Origin of the sequence: Kitasatospora sp. NPDC028055 (assembly GCF_040637885.1) — a bacterium.
Taxonomy (GTDB): Bacteria; Actinomycetota; Actinomycetes; order Streptomycetales; family Streptomycetaceae; genus Kitasatospora.
On record NZ_JBEZXE010000013.1, the window covers coordinates 69,243 to 92,969 of the forward strand.

16 protein-coding genes and 1 pseudogene are annotated in these 23,727 nt (G+C 74.0%); 6 read left to right on the forward strand and 11 right to left on the reverse strand.

Annotated features, from left to right (window positions below):
- From AB0F71_RS16340 to AB0F71_RS16355, 4 genes are read left to right on the forward strand one after another with little or no spacing between them, the layout of a single operon-like run.
- Nucleotides 1-1,527, forward strand: a complete 1,527-nt coding sequence (locus AB0F71_RS16340; RefSeq protein ID WP_360233807.1) for a GMC family oxidoreductase N-terminal domain-containing protein — start codon at nucleotides 1-3, stop codon at nucleotides 1,525-1,527.
- A complete protein-coding gene (locus AB0F71_RS16345; RefSeq protein ID WP_360233810.1) occupies nucleotides 1,512-2,312 on the forward strand; it encodes a thioesterase domain-containing protein in 801 nt (266 codons plus the stop codon). Before AB0F71_RS16340 ends, AB0F71_RS16345 begins: the two co-directional genes overlap by 16 nt.
- The gene (locus AB0F71_RS16350) at nucleotides 2,296-6,312 is read left to right on the forward strand and encodes an amino acid adenylation domain-containing protein (protein ID WP_360233813.1); all 4,017 of its coding nucleotides are present in this window, start codon (nucleotides 2,296-2,298) and stop codon (nucleotides 6,310-6,312) included. The genes AB0F71_RS16345 and AB0F71_RS16350 overlap by 17 nt, the downstream gene beginning before the upstream one ends.
- The gene (locus AB0F71_RS16355) at nucleotides 6,312-7,700 is read left to right on the forward strand and encodes an FAD-binding protein (RefSeq protein WP_360233816.1); all 1,389 of its coding nucleotides are present in this window, start codon (nucleotides 6,312-6,314) and stop codon (nucleotides 7,698-7,700) included. The genes AB0F71_RS16350 and AB0F71_RS16355 overlap by 1 nt, the downstream gene beginning before the upstream one ends.
- Nucleotides 7,701-7,784: 84 nt before the next feature.
- On the opposite strand, the gene AB0F71_RS16360 is transcribed toward AB0F71_RS16355, so the two are convergent.
- The 3 genes from AB0F71_RS16360 to AB0F71_RS16370 all read right to left on the reverse strand — a co-directional run bounded on the left by AB0F71_RS16360 (nucleotide 7,785) and on the right by AB0F71_RS16370 (nucleotide 10,257).
- On the reverse strand, nucleotides 7,785-8,723 hold the full coding sequence (locus AB0F71_RS16360) for a SagB family peptide dehydrogenase (RefSeq protein ID WP_360233819.1): 939 nt from the start codon (nucleotides 8,721-8,723) through the stop codon (nucleotides 7,785-7,787).
- 153 nt (nucleotides 8,724-8,876) lie between these two features.
- Complete coding sequence (locus tag AB0F71_RS16365) at nucleotides 8,877-9,620, reverse strand: helix-turn-helix transcriptional regulator (RefSeq protein WP_360233822.1); 744 nt, start codon at nucleotides 9,618-9,620, stop codon at nucleotides 8,877-8,879.
- A gap of 352 nt (nucleotides 9,621-9,972) precedes the next feature.
- Complete coding sequence (locus tag AB0F71_RS16370; RefSeq protein ID WP_360233825.1) at nucleotides 9,973-10,257, reverse strand: hypothetical protein; 285 nt, start codon at nucleotides 10,255-10,257, stop codon at nucleotides 9,973-9,975.
- Between the two features lie 142 nt (nucleotides 10,258-10,399).
- Between AB0F71_RS16370 and AB0F71_RS16375 the strand changes: the two genes are divergently transcribed.
- Nucleotides 10,400-11,461, forward strand: coding sequence for a helix-turn-helix transcriptional regulator (locus AB0F71_RS16375; protein WP_360233828.1), 1,062 nt, complete (start codon nucleotides 10,400-10,402; stop codon nucleotides 11,459-11,461).
- 155 nt (nucleotides 11,462-11,616) lie between these two features.
- Here the strand turns inward: AB0F71_RS16375 and AB0F71_RS16380 are convergent.
- The 6 genes and pseudogenes from AB0F71_RS16380 to AB0F71_RS16405 all read right to left on the reverse strand — a co-directional run.
- A pseudogene (locus AB0F71_RS16380) lies at nucleotides 11,617-12,000 on the reverse strand (FAD-dependent oxidoreductase); the annotation flags it as partial.
- A gap of 74 nt (nucleotides 12,001-12,074) precedes the next feature.
- On the reverse strand, nucleotides 12,075-13,640 hold the full coding sequence (locus AB0F71_RS16385; protein WP_360233831.1) for an AAA family ATPase: 1,566 nt from the start codon (nucleotides 13,638-13,640) through the stop codon (nucleotides 12,075-12,077).
- Nucleotides 13,641-13,721: 81 nt separating this feature from the next.
- Nucleotides 13,722-14,303 (reverse strand): hypothetical protein, encoded by a 582-nt coding sequence (locus AB0F71_RS16390; RefSeq protein ID WP_360233834.1) that lies wholly within the window; start codon nucleotides 14,301-14,303, stop codon nucleotides 13,722-13,724.
- A gap of 20 nt (nucleotides 14,304-14,323) precedes the next feature.
- Nucleotides 14,324-14,509: a hypothetical protein gene (locus tag AB0F71_RS16395; protein WP_360233837.1), complete on the reverse strand. Its 186-nt coding sequence runs from the start codon at nucleotides 14,507-14,509 to the stop codon at nucleotides 14,324-14,326.
- Entirely contained in the window at nucleotides 14,506-16,293 is a 1,788-nt protein-coding gene (locus tag AB0F71_RS16400; protein WP_360233840.1) for a hypothetical protein, read from the reverse strand. The genes AB0F71_RS16395 and AB0F71_RS16400 overlap by 4 nt, the downstream gene beginning before the upstream one ends.
- Before the next feature lie 40 nt (nucleotides 16,294-16,333).
- Entirely contained in the window at nucleotides 16,334-16,810 is a 477-nt protein-coding gene (locus tag AB0F71_RS16405) for a hypothetical protein (RefSeq protein ID WP_360233843.1), read from the reverse strand.
- A 196-nt stretch (nucleotides 16,811-17,006) separates the two neighbouring features.
- Here AB0F71_RS16405 and AB0F71_RS16410 point away from each other — a divergent pair, with 196 nt between their 5' ends.
- Nucleotides 17,007-18,899 carry a caspase family protein gene (locus AB0F71_RS16410; protein ID WP_360233846.1) on the forward strand — a complete coding sequence of 631 codons (1,893 nt, stop codon included), beginning with the start codon at nucleotides 17,007-17,009 and terminating at the stop codon, nucleotides 18,897-18,899.
- A gap of 7 nt (nucleotides 18,900-18,906) precedes the next feature.
- Here AB0F71_RS16410 and AB0F71_RS16415 read toward each other — a convergent pair whose 3' ends face one another.
- Nucleotides 18,907-23,073, reverse strand: coding sequence for a CHAT domain-containing protein (locus tag AB0F71_RS16415; RefSeq protein WP_360233849.1), 4,167 nt, complete (start codon nucleotides 23,071-23,073; stop codon nucleotides 18,907-18,909).
- Nucleotides 23,070-23,723 carry an RES family NAD+ phosphorylase gene (locus tag AB0F71_RS16420; RefSeq protein ID WP_360233852.1) on the reverse strand — a complete coding sequence of 218 codons (654 nt, stop codon included), beginning with the start codon at nucleotides 23,721-23,723 and terminating at the stop codon, nucleotides 23,070-23,072. Before AB0F71_RS16420 ends, AB0F71_RS16415 begins: the two co-directional genes overlap by 4 nt.
- Nucleotides 23,724-23,727 lie beyond the last annotated feature (4 nt).

Sequence of the window (23,727 nt, forward strand, 5' to 3'; positions counted from 1 at the left end):
ATGGAGACCTCGAACCGCGAACAGCTGATCTGGGACGACATCGTCGTCGGCGGCGGCTCCGCGGGCGCTGTGCTGGCCGCCCGGCTCTCCGAGCGGCCGGACCGGCGGGTGCTGCTGCTGGAGGCCGGGCCGCGCCCCACCGACCGCGGCGACCAACCCGTCCTGTCCGGCTCCAACTGGGAGTTCGAGGCCCGGGTCGGCGACGGCGGACCGGACGGGCGCAGCTGCCCGTACCCGGTCGGCCGGGTGCTCGGCGGGTCCTCGGCGGTCAACGGCGCGCTGGCGCTGCGCGGCCTGCCGTTCGACTTCGACGGCTGGGCCGCCGCAGGGCTCGACGAGTGGGGCTGGACGGAGGTCCTGCCCTGGTACGCCGCGCTGGAGTCCGACGCCGACGTGTTGGGCCCCGGCCACGGCACCGACGGACCGGTGCCCGTCCGGCGCACCGCCCCGTCCGAACTCGCGCCGCTGGCCTCCGGGTTCCTGCGGGCCTGCGCCGACCTGGGCATCCCGCGGGCCGCTGACCTGAACGACCCGGGCAGCCTCCTCGGGGCCGGCCCGATCCCGCTGAACGTGGTCGGCCGGCGGCGCTACTCGGCCGCCGACGCCTACCTGGAGCCCGCCGCCGACCGCGCCAACCTGACCGTCTGGACCGGCACCACGGCGCGGCGGGTGCAGGTCCGCGGCGGCCGGGCCACCGGCGTGACCGCCGTCCGGGACGGCCGCGAGCTGACGCTGTCCGCCGGGTCCGTCACACTGGCCGCCGGGGCGGTCAACACCGCCGCGCTGCTGCTGCGTTCGGGCATCGGTCCGGCCGACGACCTGGCCGGGCAGGGGATCGCCCCGGTCCTCGACCTGCCCGGCGTCGGCCGCAACCTGATCGACCACCCGATCGTCGCGCTGTGGGCGGTCACCCGCCCCGGCGTGGCCCGGCCCGGCGAGCAGATGCACCAGGTGCTGGCGCGGGTCGACAGCACCGGCGGCTCCCGCCCCGACCTCAACCTGACGCTGGTGAACACCCTGGCCGGCCTGGCCGTCCCCGGCGCCGCCCAGGTGCTGCGCGGCCGCCCGGCGATGTCGCTGCACTCCACCGCGCTGCGCCCGACCTCCCGGGGCAGCGTCACGCTCCGGGACGGCGAGCCGGAGATCACCCTCGGGCTGGCCACCACCCCCGAGGACGTCGCGGTGCTGATGGCCGGGACCAGGCTGGTCTGGGAGCTGTCGCACGATCAGGAGCTCGACCGCCACCTGGACAAGCGGCTGCTGTGGACGGAGCGGATGGTCCACCAGGACGAGCTGCTGCGCCGCGCCGTGACCTCCTTCGTCTTCCCCGCCTGGCACCCGGTCGGCACGGCCCGGATGGGCCCGGACGACGACCGGGAGGCCGTGGTGGACCAGCGGCTGGCCGTCCGCGGGCTGACCGGCCTGCGGATCGCGGACGCCTCGGTGATGCCCGCCATGCCCAGCGCCCCGACCAACCTGACCTGCCTGATGATCGCCGAGAGGACCGCCGCATGGATGTGCCAGTGATCGCCGACGCGGCCGCCTGGACCGTCCGCTGGAGCCCCCGCCCCGCCGCCGCGGTGCGCCTGTTCTGCCTGCCGCACACCGGCGGCGGCGCCGGCGTCTACCGGCACTGGGCCACCCGGCTCGACCCGCGGATCGAGCTGCGCTGCGTCCGGCTGCCCGGCCGGGAGAGCCGCTTCCGCGAGCGCCCGTACGCCGGGCTGGACGAGCTGGTGCCCGCCCTGGTCGACGCCGTCGCCCCCGAACTCGACGGTCCGCACGCCTGGTTCGGGCACAGCATGGGCGCGCTGCTGGCGTACGAGGTGTGCCGGGAACTGGAGCGGCGCGGCCTGCCCAGGCCGGTACGGCTGCTGGTGGCCGGCCGGCGCGCCCCGCACCTGCCCGACCGGGCCGCCCCCGTGCACGCCGCCCCGACCGAGCAACTACTGGCCCACCTCGCCGAGTTGAACGGCACGCCGGACGAACTGCTGCAGCACCCGGGCCTGCTCGGCACGGTCCTGCCGATGCTCCGCGCCGACTTCTCCGTGTCGGAGACCTACCGGTGGCGCCCCGGGCCCGAACTCGCCGTCCCGGTCTCGGTGTTCGGCGGAACCGACGATCCGGTGGCCGACCTCGCGGAGCTCACGGCCTGGCGGCTGCACACCAGCGCCGGCTGCACGGTCCGGCAGTTCCCCGGCCACCACTTCTTCCTGCACCAGGACCCGCACCCGGTGGTCGACGCCGTGTCCGGGGCCCTGCTGCCGCCCGACCAGCACCCGGCCGGAGGCCGCGATGACCGCGCCGCATGACCGCACCGTCCCGACCCCGCCGACCTCGCCGGCCGTCCCGACCTCCCCGACCTTCCCGCTGACCGATCTGCAGGCCGCCTACCTGGTCGGCGCCAGCCCGCTGATGGAGCTGGGCGGCTTCCGGCCCAACCTGTACTACGAGCTCGACGTGGTCGGGCTGGACACCGACCGGGCCGAGCGGGCCGTCCGGCAGCTGATCGACCGCCACGAGCACCTGCGCACCGTCGTCCTGCCGGAGGGCGAGCAGCGCGTCCTCGACCCCGGCGAGGCCGCGCCGTTCCGGCTCACCGTGGTCGACCTGAGCGCGGCCGGCGCCGAGGAGCGGCGGGCCGGGCTGGCCGCCGTCCGGGAGCGGATGCGCGACACCGGCCCCGACCCCACGGGCTGGCCGCTGTTCGAGATCACCGCCGTCCGGCTGCGCCCGCACCGCGTCCGGCTGCACCTGGCGATGAGCCTGCTGCTGCTGGACTCCGGCTCCACCCGGCTGCTGCAGGACGAGTGGTGGCGCCTCTACCTCGACCCGGACGCCGAACTGCCTCCCGTCACCGGCACCTTCCGCGACTGCGTGCTGGCCGCCGCCGCGCGGGTCGGCACCCCGGAGCACCGGGCCCACCAGGAGTACTGGGAGGCCCGGCTGGACACCCTGCCGGAGGCCCCCCGGCTGCCGATGGAGCGCCGCCCCGCGGCGATCTCCCCCGTCCTGCTGACCCGGCGCAGCTTCACCATCGACCGGGCGCGGTGGCAGCGGCTGCGGGCCAACTTCCGCGCCCACCGCATCCTGCCGACCACCGCGCTGCTGCACATCTACGCCGAGGTGCTCGGCGCCTGGGCGAGCAGCCCCCGCTTCTGCCTCAACGTGCTGCACCAGAACTGGACCAACCTGCACCCCGAGGCGGCCGGCGTGGTGGGCCAGTTCAGCGCCACCCTGCCGGTGGAGGCGGACCTGACCGAGGGCGACTTCTGGGCCCGCGCCGTCCGGCTGCAGAAGCAGCTCTGGCGGGACCTGGAGCACGCCGACGTCTCCGGCGTCCACGTCACCCGCGAGCTGGCGGCCCGGCGCGGCTGGACCTCCTCGGCGGCCCTGCCGTACGTGTTCAACAGCATGCTCGCCCCGGTCGGGCACGGTGCCGCCGCCCCGCGCCCGGCCTGCCGGACCGTCCACACCGGGCTGCGCACCCCGCAGGTGCTGATCGACAACCAGACCAAGGACGCCGCCGACGGCGGCATCGAGTGCGTCTGGGACGTGGTCGACGAGGCGTTCCCGCCCGGCCTGCCGCAGACCCTCTTCGACACCTACCGCCGGCTGGTCGAGGACCTCGCCGCCCCGGACGGCGCCGAGCGGCTGCCCGAGCTGCTGCCGCCCGGCCACCGGGAGACCGTCGAGGCGCTCAACCGGCCCGCCCCCGCGCCCACCGGCCGACTGGAGGACCCCTTCCTGGCGCAGGCCGCCCGCCGACCCGCCGCGCCCGCCGTGATCGCCCCCGGGCGCACCCTCGACTACGGCGAACTCGAGGCGCTGTCCGGCGCGGTGGCCGCCCGGCTGGCCGACCTCGCCGTCGGCCCCGGCCAGGTGGTGCCGGTGGTGATGAGCAAGGGCTGGGAGCAGGTCGTCGCCGTGCTCGGCACGCTCCGGGCCGGGGCCGCGTACTGCCCGGTGGACGCCGCGCTCCCGGCGGAGCGGATCGCCGCCCTGCTGGACGCCTGCGGCTGCCCGGTCGTCCTGACCCAGTCGCACCGCTCGCCCGAGCTGCCCGCGACGGTCGCCCCGATCCAGGTGGACGCGGTGGACCCGCGCCCGGGGTGGGCCCCGGCCGCGCCCGGCTCCGCCGAGGACCTCGCCTACGTCATCTACACCTCCGGCTCCACCGGTGTCCCCAAGGGCGTGGCGGTGGAGCACCGGGCCGCCCTGAACACCGTCCTCGACATCGACGAGCGGATCGAACTCGGCCCCGAGGACCGGGTGTTCGGCATCTCTTCGCTCAGCTTCGACCTCTCGGTCTGGGACGTCTTCGGCACCCTCGCCGCCGGCGCCGCCCTGGTCCTGCCCGCCGCCACCTCCCGCCCCGACCCGGCCGGCTGGGCGGGCTGCGCCGCCGAGCACGGCGTGACGGTGTGGAACTCGGTGCCCGCGCTGGCCGAGATGCTGGTCGAGGTGGTCGAACAGCCGGACACCCCCGCCGCGCCGCCGGTCCGGGCGTTCCTCCTCAGCGGCGACTGGATCCCGGTCACCCTGCCCGCACGCATGCGCCGCTGCCGCCCGGACGTACGGATACTGGCGATGGGCGGCGCCACCGAGGCCGCGATCTGGTCCAACCTGTACGAGGTCGGCGAGCCCGACCCGGCCTGGCGGTCCGTCCCGTACGGCACGCCGCTGCGCGGTCAGACCATGCGGGTGCTCGACCACCGGCTGGAGCTGCGTCCCCCGCACGCCACCGGCCGGATCCACATCGGCGGTACCGGCCTGGCCCGCGGCTACGCGGGCGACCAGGAGCGCACCGCCGAACGCTTCCACCACCACCCGGTGACCGGCGAACGGCTGTACTGGACGGGCGACCTGGGCCGGTACTGGCCGGACGGCACCATCGAGTTCCTCGGCCGGGAGGACCGGCAGCTGAAGATCCAGGGCTTCCGGGTGGAGCCCGGCGAGGTCGAGACGGCGCTGCGCACCCACCCGGCGGTGGCCGAGTGCGCGGTCTGCGCGGTGCCCGCGCCCGGTGGCCAACTGGCCCTGGCCGCCCTGGTGGTGGCCGCCGAGGGCGCCGCCTGCGACCCGGCCGAGCTGGCCGGCTTCCTGCGCGCCCGGCTGCCCTCCTACCTGGTGCCCGGTCGGATCCGCCCGGTGGACCGGCTGCCGCTGACCGGCAACGGCAAGGTGGACGCCAGGGCCGCGCTGGCCCTGCTCGACGCCCCCGGCCCCGAGCAGGAGGGCGGCGAACTGGACGACGGGCTGCTCAAGCGGCTCGCCGAGCTGTGGACGGAACTGCTGCAGGTGCCGGCGCTCGGCCCGGACAGCGACTTCTTCGCGCTCGGCGGCAACTCGCTGCTGGCGCTGCGGCTGGTCAACCGGATCCGCGCCGAGTTCGGCGTCGAGCTGCGGTTCGGCGAGGTGTTCGAGGCCCCGACCCTGCGTGCGCTCGGGGCCCGGCTGGCCGAGGGCGGCCGGACGGCCTCCTGCGCGGTGCGACTGGCCGACCGGCCCGGCCCGGAACTGGTGCTGTTCCACCCGGTGGGCGGCTCGGTGAGCAGCTACCTGCCGCTGGCCCAGGCGTGGCCCGGCCCGGTGCTGGCCTTCCAGCACCCGGCGCTCGGCTCTGGTTCCGGAGAATCCGACGCACCCGAGCCGCCGGACCTCGCCTCGCTGGCCGCCCGCTACCGGGAGGAACTGGAACGGCTGCGCCCGGACGGCCCGTACCTGCTGGGCGGCTGGTCGATGGGCGGGGTGCTGGCCCACGAGGTCGCCCGGCAGCTCGCCGAACACGGCCGGGAATCCTGGCTGTTCATGATCGACAGCACCGTCCGGGACCACCGGGTCCCGTCGGACGAGACCGCCCGGCAGCTGGAGTTCCTGAGCGACCTGGCGGGCGGAGAGCTGCCCGAGGCGGCCGCCGAAGCCGTCCGCGCCGCCGCCCCCGGCACCGAGGCGGCCGCCGCCCGGGACGCGGCCGTCGCGCACGGCCTGCTGCCCGCCGAGGCCGACCTGCCGACCCACCGGCGGCTGTCCCGGGTCCACGCCCGGAACCTGGCACTGCTCGCGGCGCACCACCCGGGCGTGGTCGAGCGCCCGGCCCTCCTGGTGGTGGCCGAGCACGCCCACCCCGGCGCCGACCCGGCTGCCGACTGGCGCCAACTCTGCCCCGACCTGGCCGTTCTGACGCGGCCTCAGAATCACTACACGATCGTCTCCGCTCAGGAACTCAGCCTACTGGTCGGCGAGTTGACCACCTGGTTGAAGAACACGCCACCCGGGGCAACCCCCCGTGACGAAAGGGAGCACAACTGATGACCGACCGTCCGCAGGCCTCGGAGGCGGTGGCCCGCGCCCTGCGCCCGGCCTTCGCCGGCGCCGTCCACCTGCCCGGTGACGAGGCGTACGACACCGAGCGGCTCGCCTGGATGCGTGCCGTCGAGTCCTGCCCCGCCGCCGTCGCCATGGCCACCGGCACCGAGGACATCCAGGCCGCCGTCCGGGCCGCCCGCGAGGCCGGGGTGCCGTTCGCCCTGCAGGGCACCGGCCACGGTGCGGTCCACCCCTCGGACGGCGGGCTGCTGCTGCGCACCTCGGCGCTGAACGCGGTCACCGTCGCCCCGGCGAGCCGTACCGCCGTGGTGCAGGCCGGCGCGCTGTGGTCCGACGTGATCGCGGCCGCCGCGCCGTTCGGCCTGGCTCCGCTGTCCGGCACCCCGATGGTCGGAGCGGCCGGCTTCACGCTGGGCGGCGGCATCGGCTGGCTCTCCCGCGAGTTCGGCTACGCCGCCGACAGCCTGGTCTCGGCCGAGGTGGTCGGCGCCGACGGGCAGCTGCGCATCGCGAGCGCCGCCGAGAACCCGGACCTCTACTGGGCCCTGCGCGGCGGCAGCGGCAACTTCGGTGTGGCCGCCGAGTTCACCGTCCGGCTGTACCCGGTCGCGACGGTGTACGCGGGCCACCTGCTGTTCGATCTCGACCGGGCCCCCGAGGGCGTCCCGCACTACCTGGAGTGGGCGCCGCAGCAGCCCGGCCAACTGTCCACCGCGCTGCTGATGATGCGAATGCCCCCGGGCCCGCCGGTGCCGGAGCCGTTCCGCGGCAAGCAGTTCCTCTGCCTGCGGGTGTGCTTCGACGGGTCGGCCACCGAGGGCGAGCGGCTGCTGAAGCCACTGTTCGACACCCTGGACGCGCCGGTGGCCGGCGCGCTCACCGAGATGCCGTTCGCGCAGGCCGGCCCGGCCATCGCCGGCCCGCCGCCGCCCCCGATGGTGGCGCACCAGGTGATCGACCTGTTCCACACCGTCCCGCAGGCGGGCGTGGACGCGATGGTCGCGGCGGCCGGTACGGGCTCGGCGGCCCCGCCGATGTCCACGGTGGAGATCCGCCACTGGTCCGGCGCGATGGCGACCCCGGGCCCGGACGCCGGACCGGTCGGCCACCGTGACGTGCCGTTCTCGGTGATCACGACGGCGATGATCCCGGCCCCCGCGATGGCGGCCCCGGTGCGGGAGTGGGCGGACGGCCTGCACGCCCGCCTGGAGCCCTTCGCCACCGGCGGGACGTTCCTCAACTTCCTCACCGACGGGTCGAAGACCAGGACGGCCTACACCGAGGCCAACTGGTCCCGCCTCCAGGAGGCCAAGCGCACCTGGGACCCGGAGAACTTCTTCCGGGTGAACCACAACATCCCGCCCCGCTGAGCCCTCCCCCCGGGGCCCCCGGTCCCCGTCCCCGTTCTCCTCGAACGGGGGCGGGGGCGGCCCACGCCTGCGGGGAGGGGACGCTCAGTCCCCGGCGGCACCGAACAGGTGCAGGTAGAGCACCGCGGAGTTCACCCCGTCCACGCCGATCAGGTGGTTGACCGCCTCGTCGAAGTACCCGGCCAGCCCGATCGAGGTCTTGCCGAGCCAGGTCGCCACCAGCGCCAGATTCTGCGCCAGGTGTCCGGACTCCTGGAGCACCAGCCGGTAGGAGCGCAGCCCGTACTGCGACCGCTGGTAGCTGAGGTCCCCGACGGTGAACACCCACAGTGGGCAGTGCTCGGCGTCGATCGCGCCGCCGCCCGGCTCGTCCGGGTCGGTGGCCGGGGCGCAGCGGCGCAGCCGGCCCGACAGGTCGGCGGTGTCGAGCTGTTCGAGGGTGTGCGCCTGGGGCTCGTACCGGTACAGGCCGCGCTCCAGGCCCTCGATCCCGTGGCAGTAGAGCAGCAGTTGGAGCGGGTAGCGGGCGCCGCCGCTCGGGTACGCCCGTACCTGTTGGACGGTGTCCGGGCCGGGCCGCCTGACGGCGGTGATCCCGGCCGCGTGGTGCAGCAGGGCGGACAGTTCGGCGAGGCCGAACGGCCCGCGGTAGCGGCCGTACCCGGTGCGCCGGGCGAGCAGCACCTCGGTGAACGAGGCGGCCGTCCCGGCGGACGCCGCGAGCCCCGGATCGGGCAGCGGGACGGTCGCGAGCACCGGCCCGAACTCCGCCCGGGCGCCCGGCGCTTCCCGGGACGAACCCGGCCGCTGGTCGGTCATCCGGGCCTCCACGAAGTTGCTCTCCTCGTGGTACCGCCGGTCCGGGGCGGCCGGCCCGTCCGCGAAGTAGGGCTCGCGCGGGCCCGCCGGCGCCGCCGGCAGCAGGCCGACGGCGGCCCGCAGCCGCTCGGGACCCCGGGCCACGGTGCTTCCGACGGCGCGCCAGGTGCCGTGGGTCTCAGAAATCGTACTCAGCTTCCTCACCTGCCGAGGAGAGGCCGGTCCTCGTCCGGCCGTGGGCGTGTGCGCTCGCGGCCCCGCCCGGGGCCGCGGTCCGAATCCGGGCCGAAACCGGTCCGAATCCCGTCCGATTCCGGCCGCTCAGGCCGCTCAGGCCGCTCAGGCCGCTCAGGCCGCTCAGGCCGCGATCGACGGCTGCTCGACCAGGTCGGGCAGGGCGAGCAGGATCGGCGGGTGGTGCCAGGCCGGCGGGCGCACGGTGAGGTTGAGGTCTACCACCTCGCCCGGGGCGATGTCGATCGGCCCCACGGTGCCGACGAGGAGGTTCTGCTTTCCAGGACTCGGGACGCCGTCCGGGTGCGTCCCGTGTCCGACCGCGTGGATGAACCAGGTCCCCTCGGGGACGCCGGTCAACCGGAAGGAGCCGGGTTCGATGATGACCGCCCTGACGGCGGGACATCGTTCCAGGATCGAACTCTCGAACACTCCTATGTAGACGGCGGTGACCCCGGGGTCGAAGACCCGGACGATGCCGGTCACGGTCCCGCCCCGCCCGTCCCTGCCGCCCGTCACGGCGGCCGGTCCGAGCGCCGGCCCTCCGACGGACTCACCCGGGCCGTACTGCCGGTACTGGGTCGGCGAGCAGCCCACCGACTCGGTGAAGCGCCGGGTGAAGCTTCCCGTACTGCTGTATCCGACCTGCGCCGAGACGTCGGAGACGTTCAGCGAGGTGGTGAGCAGCAGGCGCTTCGCCTCCTCCAGGCGGACGGCCGTGAGGAATCGCCCGGGAGTGACGCCGGTGACACGCCTGAACGTGCGCAGGAAATGGAATTTACTGACCCTTGCCGACTGGGCGAGATCATCGAGGGTCAGCGGTTCGAAGTATCTGTAGCGGATGGTGCTGACGGCAGACTCGATCATGCGCTCCATATGAGCTCCCCCTGCAATTCGACCCGCTGACCCGAGCCGGAGCGCCAGATGGCGCAGGCGCGCCCGCACGAGAGCGGAGACGGCTGAAGCACCGAACCCGTGGACGCCCGCCGGAACCGCTCACCCCTGGAGGGGAGCCCTAGCTGCGCCACTCACTCATGGTCACAGGGTGGAGGCACGAATGTCTTCTTCAATCTTGCGATTTCTAGAGACTCACTACAGAAGAATTTGACCGTGTCCACGCCAAACTGTGGACACGGCCCAGGCCGACACGAAGCATGGCACTTTTCGACGGACCGTCAGCTGATCAGGCCAACTCCCCCAGCAGCAGCCATGACTCCTCCTAGGCCGACGCAACCTGCTCGTAGACGGTCACCTCCTCGACGTTCCAGGCGCGGCCTTCGTCGCGCCGGAAACCGCTCGGGCCCTGCGCCGCACTGTCGGCGGCATCCTGGGACGCGAAGACGACGACGCCCAGCCCCTGGTCGCCCTCGGGGCCGAGCAGCCACTGACCGCTCACGAAACCCGGCCGGCGCATTGCCCAGCCGACGATGTCCTCGCGCAGGTGCCGCGTGACCACCTCGGTCCGCGACGGGTCGACCGACATCCGCACCACCATCGTGTACATGGCCCCGCTCCTTGGCTCGATACAGCCTTGTCTTCTTGCTGCTCACGCTAGAAGCACCCTCCCGACGAGCCCATCCCAGATTCCTGGGATTCGCAGGCGCCGACTCCCGTTGCGCGCGGCGACCGGGGTTTAACCTGCGATCGTGACCGACAGGACCGCCCGGGTCAGGGAACAGCTGGTGCTGCTGTGCGAGCAGGACACCAACGTGCGGACGCTGCGTCTGGCCCTGCTCCCTCTGCTGCGGCGCGTGATCGGGTTCGACGCCTACGTCTGGCTGGCCACCGACCCGGAGACATCGGTGGGTTCCGCACCGCTGGCGGACGTCCCGTGCCTGCCGGAGCTGCCACGGCTGATCCGGCTCAAGTACTGCACCACGGTCAACAGGTGGACCGGCCTGAGCGCCCCGGTGGCTTCCCTGCACCAGGCGACGGGAGGCGACCTGGAGCGCAGCCTGATGTGGCGGGACCTCCTGCGCCACTACCAGGTCACGGACATCGCCTCCTCGGTCTTCCGGGACAGGTTCGGCTGCTGGGGATTCCTCGACCTGTGGCGCCTGCAGGACGCACCCGCGTTCACAACGGCGGAGCTGGACTTCCTGCACAGCGTGACCGCGCCGCTCACCGCGGCGCTGCGCCGCAGCCAGGCGGCGACGTTCACGACCGAACACGCAGGGGCCCCGCCTCCCGCCGGACCGGCCATCATGCTGCTCTCCCCGGAACTCCAGGTGCGGGCCACGACACCGCCGACGCAGCACTACCTTCGGCAGCTCATCCCGCCGGATTCCCCGGGCCGGGCGCCGATCCCGGCGGGTGCCTACAACGTGGGCGCCCAGCTCCTCGCCCGTGAAGCCGCAGTGGACGCGAACCCGGCACGCGCCCGCGTCCACCTGGGCAGCGGCCACTGGCTCACCCTGCGCGCCGCCCGGATGGACTCCGGCGCGCCGGTGCCCGAGCGCGACATCGCCGTCACCATCGAAACCACCGCCCCCAGCGAGCGCCTCACGCTGTTCGCGCGGTCCTACGGCCTCAGCACCCGCGAGACCGAGCTCCTGGCCCACCTCCGCACCGGCGCGAACACGCGCGAGGTGGCCCGGTTGATGTTCCTGTCCGAGAACACCGTCCAGGACCACCTCAAGTCGGTCTTCGCGAAGACGGGCAGTCGCACCCGGCAAACCCTGCTCGCCCACGCCTTGGGAACCCAGTGAGCTGACAGCCAACCTCGGACGCCCCCCGGCCCCTCCTTGGTCCCCGGACGTCAGACCTCGCCACGAAAGCGCGCCGTTCCCCACCCAAGCCACAGCCCTGGGAGGGCGGGGAATCCCAGCGAGCAGGTCTGCCCATCCCCCGAGCGAGGCGTGGCCTCGATGCCGGCCAGGCCCTCCCCGACAACCAGCAGTGTGCCGCCCTCGCCCAGAGTGGCCAGGCGCTCGCGCAGGCGCAGCGCCGAGGACAGGCCGGTCACGTCGAAGGCGTACTCGGCCACTCCGGGGACGCCGTGGTGGGCGACGGAGCTGCCGAGCGTGTAGAGGAGCGTGTCGTACCCGAGTTCGCCGTCGCCGTCCGCGCCGGTCAATGCGACGGTCCTGCGCATGGGGTCGACGCCGGTGACGCTCGCCAGGCGCAGCCGCACCCCGGTGCCCGCGAACACGTCGGCGAGCTTGCGGAACGCGAGGTCCCGGCCGGTCTCGACCTGGTGGAGCCGCATCCGCTCGACGAAGTCGGGCAGGGCGTTGACGACGGTGACGGCGCCCCGATTGCTGACAGGAGTTGGATGTGACGCGGGCCACAGGATGGCAGATCCACGGATCTCACCGACGGTTACTCGCCCATGAAGACGACGCGACGGGGTGTGCCGGAGGTGCCGGAGGTCGTGGTGGTCGTGGTGCGGCCGGCCGGGACGGCTCGGTCGCGGCCCCAGGTACGGATCTCCTCGATCTGTTCGGGGTTGGTCCGGCTGAGCGGCGTGGTGTTGGCGAAGGTGTCGAGCACGAACGACGGGAGCAGCTTGGCGGCTCCGCCGTTGAGGTGCACCTCGGCGCCGACCTCGTGGAGGGCGGCTTCGATGTCCGAGCCGGCGAATCCCTCGGAGAGGTCGACGAGACGGTCCACCTGGTCCGGGTCGGGCTCGACCTTGACGTACTTGCGGTAGTAGAGATCGATGATCTCCTTGCGGTCCTGTGCGTCGGGGAGGTCGACGAAGAAGAGCTCGTCGAAGCGACCCTTGCGGAGGAGCTCGGGCGGGAGGCTGCGGACGTCGTTCGCGGTGGCGACGACGAACGCGCGGGAGTCCGACTCCTGGAGCCAGAAGAGGAACTGGCCGATGACGCGCTGCGGCACGCCGGACATGTCGTGGCTGCCGGCCAGCCCCTTCTCGATCTCGTCGATCCACAGGATGCACGGCGCCACCCGGTCGGCGGTCTCCAGCGCCTCCCGCATCCGGCCCTCGGACTCGCCGAGGTACTTGCCGTGGATGCTCGCCATGTCGAGCCGGTAGAGCGGGAGTTGCCACTGCGAGGCGATGGCCTTGGCGGACAGCGACTTGCCGCAGCCGGGCACGCCGACCAGCAGCACGCCGCGCGGCGGCCGCAGGTCGGTGCCGCGCAGATCGGCGTGCATCAGTTCGTGCTTGCGCTGGAGCCATCCCCGCAGGCTGCTCAGGCCCCCGACGGAGTAGTCCGAGGCCTTGAGCTGGACCCGCTCGAGGCCGGCGAGGTCGCTGAAGATCCGGTCCTTGGCCCGGGCCAGCGCGAGGACGTCGTCGCGCTGGACCGCTCCCTTGGCGACGATGGTGGCCATCAGGTTGACCGCTTCGGCCTCGGTCACGCCGAGCAGGAACTCCGAGGCCCGGCGCGCGTCGTCCTCGTTCCATTCGATCGGCACCACGCCGTGGTGGTCGTCGAGGAAGCTCTTGATGGTGCCGTACATCTCGTCGGCGTCCGGCAGTTCGAGCTGCAGGCTCATGCCGAGCCGTTGCAGTCCGCTCCAGATCGGGCTGTCGGTGATCAGGACGATGCTGCCGGCGTTGGCGTCGGCCAGCCGGGCGAGTTCGGCGACGTGCCGGGTGAAGTGGGTGTCGGTCTCCAGCCCGTCCGGGTCGACCAGGATCAGGGTGGCCTGCGGGCGGCTGGTGAACTGGGCGGCGGCGAACTCCATGGCGCCGGTCAGGGAGCGGTCGTCCTGGACGGTGGCGTTGGAGCGCAGGTCGCGCAGGCCGGTGGCCCTGGTGTAGATCCAGAACGGCTGGCTGCTACGGCGCGACCGGGTCGCCACCTCCTTCACCAGCCGCAGCGCCCGCTGCTGCTCGATGGTACGCAGGCCGATCACCGGTACTCGCGCGGTGAGGTAGTTGTCGAGGTCGTCTCGGCTCTCGGCGTAGTTGGACATCTGGGCCTCGGGTCTCGGTTCAGCGGTTCGGCGGGACGGCAGTTCGGCGGGACGCGGTAGGACGGCGGGTCGAGGACCCGGTCAGCCCGGGACGATGCGGCGGCGCGGCCCGTCGGCGGGGTCGTAGGACCAGCCGCCCGGGTCGGCCGGGGGCGTGGCGGTGATGACGGCGGTGAGCGGGTTGTCGCGCAGGGTGCGGCGGCGCGCGTCGACGGCCTGTTGGTCGTGCTCGTACGACGCCCGGCGCTCCAGCTCGCGTTCCAGATCCTCCTGGGCCCGGCGGGTCTGCCCGTCGATGATCGCGGTCAGCTTCTCCCTCAGGTCGGCCGGGAGCTGCGGGTGGCCGGCGAGCGACCGGATCCGGTGCAGCCCGGTGCGTGCCTGAGCGAGGGCGCGGCCCACGGCGAACTCGTCGTCGGCCGCGTTGACCGCCGCGACGAGCGCGTCCGCCCAGGCCTGGAGGCGCTGTTGGAGCGCTTCCGTGATCCGCGCCCCGAGCCGCTGCCAGGTGTCCTCGGGGAAGTCGGTGGGCGTGAGCGCGGGCAGGCCGGTGTCGTCGACCGGCTCGCCCGCCGACCAGCGCTCCAGGAAGTCGGCCCAGGCGTGGTACCGGCCGCCGAGTGGTCCGGGTGTTCCCGCTGCCTGCTGCCCGGCCGGTTTCACGCGCCGCCGCCAGGCCGGTGTCACAGCCCGCTTCCGGGGCGGCGCACCGTCACCTCGCCGGGCGGCAGCGGTTCCCAGTCCGGCAGGCCCTCGACGATCCGGCGCAGCCGACTGGTGGCCCGCTCCGTGGTGGACTTGGGGCTGGCCGCCCACGGGGAGGCGGCGGGGCGACGCGGTGGTGGCGGGGCGGAGTAGGGCGTGGTCACTGCGTTCCTCCGGACTGCGGGGCGGCGGCGGGTCGGACGGTGCGCCCGTCGAACGGGCTGTGGGCGTGGCCGGCGGCGGCCAGTGAACCGATGAACTCGCGGGTCCGGGCCTCCACCTGGTCCGCGTTCCGGTAGGCGGTCTTCCAGTCGGTGTACTCGGCGCACGCGCCGCGCAGTTGGAGGATGGAGTCGCTCTTGGCGCGCGCCAGCAGCTCCTTGGCCGAGTCCGTGGCCCTCCGGGCGGCCTCGGAGCGGGTGTACAGCACCACTCCGCAGATGCCGCCGGCCACGACCGCCAGGCCGAGGGCGACCGCGATGTTCATCGGGCCGACGACGAGCAGCAGCAGCACGAGCGCGCCGCCGAGCATGACCAGCTGGCGCTGCAGCGGGTAGGCCAGCGAGGCCAGGAAGGGGGCGGTGTGCTGGTCCCAGTGCTGGGCGAGCGACTGTTCCAGGGCGGGGAGCGGGGTGTTGAACGAACCTGCCCACTGCGGCAGGTTGAAGACCTGGGCCCCGAAGGTGTGGCTGGTGGCGAACACCGCGTGGACGTCCGGCGGTTCGGCCATCCGGTAGTCCCGGCTGAAACCGGCGTGGGCCTGCGCGAACCACTCGTGGCAGGCGGCGACGGCGAGCCGCTGGGTGGAGGCCGAGGCACCGATGGCCGAGGGGTTGAGTGCCGCGGTGGACTGGATGGTGAGGTAGTCGAGCGTCTCCTCCAGCGAAGCGGAGTCCACGTCCACGGCCTGCCTGGCGGCGTCCAGGTCGCCGTCGCACGCCACCACCGCCTGGTTGAACGCCAGGTCGCGGCGGAGCGGCAGCTCCTCGTTGTCGTACTCCGAGACCAGCCGGTCCAGGATGTCGTCGATGGCGTCCTCGAGCCGCTCGGACGGGAGGGACTCGCCCGCCATCATCGCGGTGTACTTGGCGAGGATCGCCTGCTGGGCCCGGGCCGAGGCGAGTACGGCGTCCAACTGCGGCCACTGCGGGGACACCTGGGAGAGCCGGGGGAACTCGCCGGCGGCCGACGGTGCGCGCAGGCTGTCGATCTCCGCACGCCACCGACGTACCTGGGCGGCCCGGGCCTCGTCGTCGCCGAGCAGGGTCTCGCGCCACCGCCCGAGCGTCTCGTGCAGCATCTCGCGGCCGCCCGCGCCGAAGGCCCCCTGCGAGATGGACTCCAGGATGACCGCGAACTCCCGACCGAGGGCGGCCGGGTCCTGGGCGATCAGGTAGTGCCGCAGCCACCGCACCGCGGCCTGCTGGCGGCCCTGTCTGCGCAGCACCAGGGCGAAGAGGAGCGAGGTGCGCTCCGGTGAGCGCCGGAACGCCTCGTCCACCGCCCGCTCGCACAGCGCCGGGTCGTCGGCGGACCAGGCCGCGAGGGCGACCAGAGCGGGCGCGAGCCAGTAGCGCGGCGTCTGGATCATCAGCTGCTCGCTCACCGAGGTCACCGTCGCCTCGGACACCAGGCCGAGGTCGAAGGCCTGCAGCATGCCGACGGCGGTGCGCCGGACCACCTTGTGGTGGCCGAACTCGTGGTCGACCTTGTCCTGGATGACACCGATGCGGGTCTCGGCCCGCTGCACGTTGGCGGTCAGCTGGGACTGGTGGACGAAGGCCAGGAAGTCGGCGCGCAGTTGCTGCAGTTCGCTCTGGGTCTGCTGCTGCGCGATGCCGACGGCGGAGACCTTGCCGGACACCTGGCCGACCTGCTCGGAGAGCCGGTGCACGAGTCTGTCGACCTGCGCCACCTGGTTGCGCAGGACGTGGTCCACCTCTGTCATGCGGGTCTCCGTTCACGGTGTGGCAGTCGGCGGGACGGGTTCACGGGCGTACCACGCTGCCGTCCGGGAGCACCGGCAGCACCAGGCCGCCGTCGTACACCTCGACGAAGGCGTAGGCGCCGGTGCGCACCAGCATCCGGGCGGCCGCGAAGGGGTGGGGCATCGGATCCCCGGGGGCGAAGTGGTCCACGATCGAGTGGAAGAGGTTCAGCTGGTGGTCGACGTACGGTGCACCGAGGTAGCAGGTGGCGAGGAAGCCGAGCGGGACGTCGCCGAACTCGTTGGTGTAGTGCTCCTTGAGCCAGTCGGCCAGCTCGTTGCAGGCGGCCGGGTCGAGTCCGGCGTCGAGTCGGCGTACGGCGTTCAGGAAGCCCACCGGCCTCGCGCGCAGCCGGTCCGCCCCGACGCGGGTCTGGGGCGGTCGCCCGCCGGTGGCCGGACCGCTCGCCGCAGCCCGACCGGGCGCGGTCGCCTGGCCCGGTCGCACGACGCGGCGGGGCTGCTCAATGAAACCCATGAATCCCCCGATGACCATGGAGTGACACCGCGCTCACAGCGCGCGGTCGAGAAGGGAAGGATAGTGATCGCACCGCCATATTGCGAAGCCGTGCAGGTGATCGCACGCGCATGGCCGGATGACGACCTGTTCCCGCCCACCATTCGCCCGGTCGACCGGACCGCCGGGGCGGTGTCCGCCTGGAACACTTCTGACCATGAGGACGGTATTTGCACTCCTGGTGGGGATCAACGACTACTCGGCGCTCGGCCGCGCTTCGCTCCGAGGGTGCGTCAACGACGCGGCCGCTGCTGAGCGTTGGCTGGACGCGAAGGTGACGGAGCCGGTCGTGCGGACACTGCTCGACTCCGACGCCACCGTGCATGCGGTCACCGACGGCATCCGCGGGCATCTCGGGCAGGCGGGGCCGCAGGACACCGCACTGCTCTGGTTCTCCGGCCACGGGACCGAGTTCGACGCCACGGCCGAGCAGTTGAAGGTCGAGTCCACCGGCCGCTGCCAGGCCCTGGTCTGCGCCGACGGGCCGTTGCTGGACAAGGAGCTGGGGGCCCTGCTGGACGAGGTCGCCGCCCGCGGCGCCCATGTCGTCGCGGTCCTCGACTGCTGTTTCTCGGGCGGCGCGACCCGGGACGCCGAGGGCAACGCGCGCCTCCTGCCACCGGATCCGTCCTGGGCGGCGCTCGCGACGGCCCGCGACGTCACCGCTCCCGCGGCCGGGCCGGGTCACGTCCTGCTGGCCGCGAGCCGGCTGAACCAGCCCGCGTTCGAGGACTGGTTCGACGGACGCACGCACGGCGTGTTCACCCACGCACTCCTCGGCGCGCTCGGCGAGCAGGGCGGCCCGGAGCTGAGCTACCGCCGGCTGATGGCGGCCGTACAGTGCCGGGTGCAGGGCTCGGGTGAACGCCAGCACCCGGTCCTGCTCCCCCTGGAGGCCGGTGGCCCTGCCGACCGGCCGTTCCTCGGCGGGGCCGTTCGCGCCCCGAGCCCTCACCTGCTCCGCCACAGTGCTTCGGGCTGGGAGGTGGACTGTGGAACCGTCCACGGGCTGCGCGGCGGCCCGGACGCCGGCGGTACCGAGTTCAGCGTCGAACCCGGGCCCGGCAGCCAGGACCGGCACCTGCTGACCGCCCGGGAGGTCCGGGTCGACCGGACCCTGGTGGAGCCGTCCGGCTGGTCACCCGATCCGTCGCTCAGCTACCCGGTGACGCTCTCCGCGCTGGCCCTGCCGCCGGTGTCGGTACTGGTCGAGGCAGCAGAACGCCCTGCGGTGGATGCCGAGTTGACCGACGCCCTGCGCACCGCCCGCTCGCCGCTGCTTCGCCTCGTGGACGATCCGCGGGACGCCCCCGGGACGCTGCTGCGGGTCGTCCTGGACCGGGCGCAGGCCCGGGTGCTGTTCCGGGACGGATCCCCCGCCGTCCCGGCGCTGCCGTGGGGCGGTACGGCCGACGCCCGGCGGATCGTCGACTGCCTCGTCCACCTGGCCGGCTGGCATCAGCTGCGCGACCTCGCCAACCCCGATCCCTCGCTCGGATCCCACGTCCGGGTCGAGGTGACGCCCTGGGGCAGCGGTGCCCCGATCATGCCCGAGGGCTCCGGTGAGATCGTCTGCAGTTACGGTCGCGGGCCGAACGGCCGGCAGGAGCCGAGGGTGTCCGTCCGCATTCACAACCGTTCGACGAGCAAGGCCCTCTGGTGCGTCCTGCTGAACCTCACGGACAGCTACGCCAGCCGATCGGTCCTCTTCCCCGGGGCCTTCATCGCCCCCGGCGGCACCGGTTACGCGCTGAACGGCGATCCCGTTCACCTCAGTCTCCCGTCCACCCGACCGGTCCGGCCCGGCGCCTACGTCCGTGACTGGCTCAAGCTGATCGTGGCCGAGGGCGAACTGAACACCGTGCCGTTCCAGTTCGGGCCCTGGGACCCGGCGCTGCCCGCGGACCGGCAGAGCGGCCGGTCGACGGACGGCGTGTTCCGCCCGCTCGCCCCGGGCGGCAGCCGGGACATGCTGCCCGGCCGCCCGGCGGCCTCACCCGGCCGCTGGGCGGCGCTCACCCTCCCGCTCCGCACGGTCGTCCCGGACTGATCCGCCGTCACTGCCCCAGGTGGGTGAAACCGGCCCAGGCCGAGAGGTCGTCCGGCTCCACCGCGGCGGCGCGGGCGGCCAGCGCGCCGGGCATACCGGGCGGCAGCCGGCGGTCCGGGTCGAGCATCCACAGCTGGGCCCGGCGCAGCGCCCGGCCCGCCTGTTCCTGCTCCCGGCGCAGGAAATGGTGCGTCATGAACATCAGGACCGAGGTGGCGTCGTCGGGAACCGGCCACAGCGAGCCGATCACCGAGCGGGCTCCGGCCACCAGGAAGGCCGTGGCGAGGCTGTACGCCTCGTTGTGGCCGCGCCCGGACACGTGGCTCCGGCAGGCCGCCAGGACCACCAGCTCCAGCCCGTCGCCGCTCCGCCCGGCCGCCTCGGTCAGCTCCTCGGCGGCCAGCTCACCGCCGCTGAAGGAGAGGTACGAGCTGTAGCGCTGGTTGGCGGCCACGGTGGCATGGCAGGCCAGGTGCAGGACGCCACCACCGCCGCGGCGCAGCCAGGCGAGCACCTCGGCCGGCGTGCCCGGGCCGTCGGCCTCGCCCGCCGCGCGCCGCCCGAGGAAGCTGCCCCGCGGGTAGAAGGCCCGCTGCACCGCGTCCGCCTCCTCGCCGGCGTAGCGCAGGTCCCCGGTCGGATTGCCGACCACCAGGGCGGCACCGGTGTGCGGTGCGGACGGCCGGGCGGCCACGTCGCACAGCAGCCGGGCCGAGGCGGCGTACGAGATCTCGGCCTGCTCGACGGCGTACCGGCGGCGTCCGGTGGTGTCCGGCTCCGACCAGGCCGCGTGCCACGGCACCACGCCGAGGGCGCCCATGGGCACCAGGACCAGCGACGGCGGGCGGGTGCGGCCGGGTGGGGGCACGAGCAGGTCCAGCAGCGGCTTGACCGCCGCGTACCAGGCCCAGGAGCACAGCCGGTCCAGTTGCCGGCGCAGCGAGGCCGAGTCGGGTGCGGCAGCGTGCGGGGCCGGCCCCATGTCCCGGACGGACCGGCCGGCCGGGGTGTAGGCCCGCAGGGGTCCGGCGTCCTCCTTCAGCAGCGGCAGCGGCAGCCAGTGCGCGCCACCGTCCGCGGTGACCAGGACCGCCGCCCCGCCGCGGTCGTCGGAGGCCGGCACCAGGTACACCAGGGCGTCCGCCCGGCAGCTGCGCAGCGCCTCGCCGATCTCCGCGGGGGCCGGGGTGCCGAGCAGCCGGGCCGACGGCCCGCCGTCCGGGCCCGGGGCGGTCAGCGCGGTCAGGACGCGGCGGCGCAGTTCGCTCGGGACGCCGCCGGGCCCGGTCCAGCCGTCCGCTCCGCCGGGCGGTTCGGCACCGCCCGCGGCCCGCCACTCCTCGGCCAGATCGGGCCGGCCGGTGGCGGTCAGCAGCTCGGGCACCGTCATCGCGGTGTTCGCGGCGTGCAGCACCAGTCCGCGGCAGGCGTCCAGTGCCTGCACGGCGGCTTCGGGGGCGTCGTCGGCCAGGCACCAGGCGGCCACCTCCAGGGCCGCGGCGGTGGCCTCGGCGGCGCCCTCGGCGGCGTGCCCGGTGCCGGACTGGAGCAGCGCCGCCCAGGAGTGTCCGCGCAGCGACTCGAGCCCGGCGAGGCGTCCCCGGCGGCGGTCGTCGCGGGCCGGGTCGGCGCGCAGCCGGTAGGCCCGGCCGAGGGTCAGGTTGCACACCGCCCAGAGCCGGTGCTCGGGGCCGCCGGCCAGCCGGGCGGCCCGCTCCAGCAGGTCGATGCCGGTCTCCAGCTCGCGGCGGTCGCCGCTCCGGGAGGCCTTGGCGCAGTGGACGCTGCCCAGGACGGAGGCGTAGCGCAGCCAGTCGTCGCTTCCCTCGTCGGACAGCTCCAGGGCCTCCCGGAGCAGGGTCATTCCTTCGTCGAGCAGCCGAGGGTCGGACCGCTCCATCGCCCGTGCGGTGCGGGCGATACCCGCGTCCCCCAGCACCCAGGCACGGTGGTCGCGCGGCAGCCGCGCGGCTTGGCGGCGCAGTTCGTCGAGGGTGGCACCGCCGTGGGTCGCCGCAGGGGTGGTCGGCAGGCCCAGGCTCCTGGCGAGCTGGTCGCGGCCCATCCGGGCGTTCTCCAGCATCGTCCACAGCTCCCCGCGGGCGGGGTCGTCCGGGTCGAGCGCGCCGTGGACCTCGGCGAGCCGCGCGATGGCCCGGTCGCTGCCGGCCAGATCGCCCTGCCGCGCGCACCGAATGGCCTCGATGCCCGCGACCTGGCCGTCGATGAGCGACCGGAGGTAGGGGGTGGTGCCGGGCCGGTCGCGCAACCGGGCGATGGCGCTCGCGGCCGTCTCCACCTCGTCGAGGCCGCCGCGCAGTTGACCTCGCTGGCCCTGGACGGCCGAGCGCAGCAGCTCGATGCCGTCGGTCATCCGCCCGTCCTGGCCGGTGCGCAGGTCGCGGGCCGCATCGATGTGCTCCAGCGCCCCGTCCAGGCCCGACCCGTCTCCGGCTGTCGCCTCGTTCAGGCCGATCAGGCCGGCGACCGCGTGGACGTTGCTCAGCCCAGCGGCATCCCCCTTCCGGTGCTGCAGTGCGGCCTGCAGGAGCGCGGTCTTCTGCTCGGTGGTGACGTGCGTGCCGTGCGGATCGAGGAACGGCACCAGGCCGTACAGGAACGCGGCCGTCTCCCCCGACTCCCGGCTGTCCGGGTCCATTTCGCGCCAGGTCCGGTACAGCCGGTCGAATTCCACGGACAGCCGGTCGAGGCCGCCGATGTCGTTGGCGAGACCGTTGAACTCCTGATCGCTGAGGTTCACGAAGGCCCCGCCGTGTTCGACGTCCGCCAATGTCCCCATGGTGGCGCGGTGGGCCTCCTGGAGGAGGGCGTCGACCTCGGGGCCCGCCTCGGCAAGGCCCTGGCTCACCAGTTCGTGTCTGACCCAGCCGTGGCACATGACGGCCATCCGCCGGAACTCGGCGCTCTGGCTCTCGTCCTCGAGGGCACGCCCGCTGGCCGCGGCGAGCACCGGCAGGCGCGCCGGGTCGCCGTCGGCCCGGTAGCGGGCCCACTGGAGAGTCGCCACCAGCAGGGCCAGCGGCGCGGCCGAGCCGCCGTCGTGTTCGGGCTGCCAGCGGTCGAGAGCCCGCTGCAGCAGGTGGAGCGCCCGGTCCCGTCCGGCGTCGTCGTCGCGCTCGGTGGCACGCTGGTAGAGCAGCCGTCCGAAGCAGTCCAGGTACGTGGGCAGCAGTTCGTCGACGGCACCCGGCTCGGCGAGCAGTGGCACCAACTCCGCCTCGGCGGGCCCGACCTGGGTGCTGTCGTCCCAGTGCCACCACAGCATCGCCCGGATGTAGACCATCCGGGCCATTGCCTCGCGGCCCCACCACGGTCGCTCCGCGGATCGCTCGCCGGCCTCGGCCAGCGCTCGGCCGAACTGGGTCCGGGCCTCCGTCAGCAGTTCCCGGTCCCGGGCGCGCTGGCCGTGCACCAGCTGGGCGGTGGCGAGTCCGTAGCGCAGCAGCGGGACGTCGCTGTCCGGCGTGGCCGCCTCGAGAGCCGCGCGGAAATGCCGGACGGAGGCCTGTGCGTCGGGCAGGTCACCGCCGGTGCGGTACCGCTCGTGGTGCAGTGCACCGGCCTCCCCGTGCAGTTCGGCGGACTCCGGGCTGCCGGGTGCGTGGTCGTCGAGCGCGGCGTCGTACCGGCGCAGCGCCTCGGCGAGCAGGGCCGCCCGTTGCGGGGCGGGCCGGTCGTCGGACTGCACCCACCGCAACCGGGCGAGCCGGGCCACCAGGTACCTGCCGAGCACCCTGAGGTGCTCGAACGACGACCCGGCGACCTGCTCGGCCAGGCCGTCGACCAGCAACGCCCAGGCCTGGTCGAGCAGTTCGGGTTGCGGCCGGTCGTCGTACCGGAACAGCAGCACGCGGGCGCGGAGGATCCGCCAGGCGTCCCAGATCTCCTCCTCACCGGGCCGGGCGAAGGCCCGCTCGAACGCCTCGTCCGCCAGGTCCAGGTCCTCCGGGCGGGCCTGCCGCAGGAAGAGCTGGTAGCTGAAGTCCCCGGCGACCGCCCACGCCCTCGGTGCCTGCGGGTCGTCCGCCCGCAGACCCGCCAGCTGCTCCAGCAACTCGTCCCGCTCGGCACGCAGTTCGTCGTCGGAGACCTCGTCCGGGTCCGGGTCCCGGTCCGGGTCCGGGTCCGGGTCCGTCGCCCGCTCCGGCGTCACGGGGCGATCCTCGCGTGGTAGGGCTCCAGCAAGGAGTTGAGCCGCCTCTCCCCCTCGGCGGTGTCGAAGTCGACCGGCGGGACGCCCGTCTCCTCGACAACATCCGGCACGCAGCGGTCACCGAACAGGACCACCACCCGGTCGCCGGGCTCACGCTTGGACGGCCAGAGGAAGCCCTGCGCCCACGGGTCGGTGTGCTCGCGGATCCAGTGGCCCCAGTCACGGGTGAACGGGTACTCGGCGGCCTCCGCCTGAACCAGCCAGGAGTCCTGGGCGACACTCGCCAGCTCCCGGCCGGTCACCAGGGACACCACGTCCAGCTCTGCGGCCAGCCTCAGGAAGGACAGCCGGCGGCCGCGCACCGCGGCCCTCGGCACCAGCCGCGGCGTCCCGCCCGGATCGAACGGAACCGACCGCAGCAGCGACTCGCACGCCGCCGACTCGGCGGTGAGCCCGGCGTAGAGATAGCCGAACGGGTCGCACCTGGTGGCGTCGAAACGGCCGCCGCCGTAGAGGCAGTGGGCGGGTACGGGATTGAACGCGGTCGCCGGGTGGCGGGCCGCGTGCAGGCGGTACAGCGGGGTGCCGGCCGGCAGGGTCAGCTTGGCGGGCGTGCCCGGCAGCACCCGCGGGGGCCTGGTGTTCGCCATCCGG

Bases quoted from the DNA above. Each gene is read 5' to 3' on its own strand.
- AB0F71_RS16400 (WP_360233840.1), bottom strand. From the start codon at position 16,293: ATGACAGAGGTGGACCACGTCCTGCGCAACCAGGTGGCGCAGGTCGAC.
- AB0F71_RS16365 (WP_360233822.1), bottom strand. From the start codon at position 9,620: ATGATCGAGTCTGCCGTCAGCACCATCCGCTACAGATACTTCGAACCG.
- AB0F71_RS16410 (WP_360233846.1), top strand. From the start codon at position 17,007: ATGAGGACGGTATTTGCACTCCTGGTGGGGATCAACGACTACTCGGCG.
- AB0F71_RS16355 (WP_360233816.1), top strand. From the start codon at position 6,312: ATGACCGACCGTCCGCAGGCCTCGGAGGCGGTGGCCCGCGCCCTGCGC.
- AB0F71_RS16370 (WP_360233825.1), bottom strand. From the start codon at position 10,257: ATGTACACGATGGTGGTGCGGATGTCGGTCGACCCGTCGCGGACCGAG.
- AB0F71_RS16405 (WP_360233843.1), bottom strand. From the start codon at position 16,810: ATGGGTTTCATTGAGCAGCCCCGCCGCGTCGTGCGACCGGGCCAGGCG.
- AB0F71_RS16340 (WP_360233807.1), top strand. From the start codon at position 1: ATGGAGACCTCGAACCGCGAACAGCTGATCTGGGACGACATCGTCGTC.
- AB0F71_RS16350 (WP_360233813.1), top strand. From the start codon at position 2,296: ATGACCGCGCCGCATGACCGCACCGTCCCGACCCCGCCGACCTCGCCG.
- AB0F71_RS16385 (WP_360233831.1), bottom strand. From the start codon at position 13,640: ATGTCCAACTACGCCGAGAGCCGAGACGACCTCGACAACTACCTCACC.
- AB0F71_RS16345 (WP_360233810.1), top strand. From the start codon at position 1,512: ATGGATGTGCCAGTGATCGCCGACGCGGCCGCCTGGACCGTCCGCTGG.
- AB0F71_RS16420 (WP_360233852.1), bottom strand. From the start codon at position 23,723: ATGGCGAACACCAGGCCCCCGCGGGTGCTGCCGGGCACGCCCGCCAAG.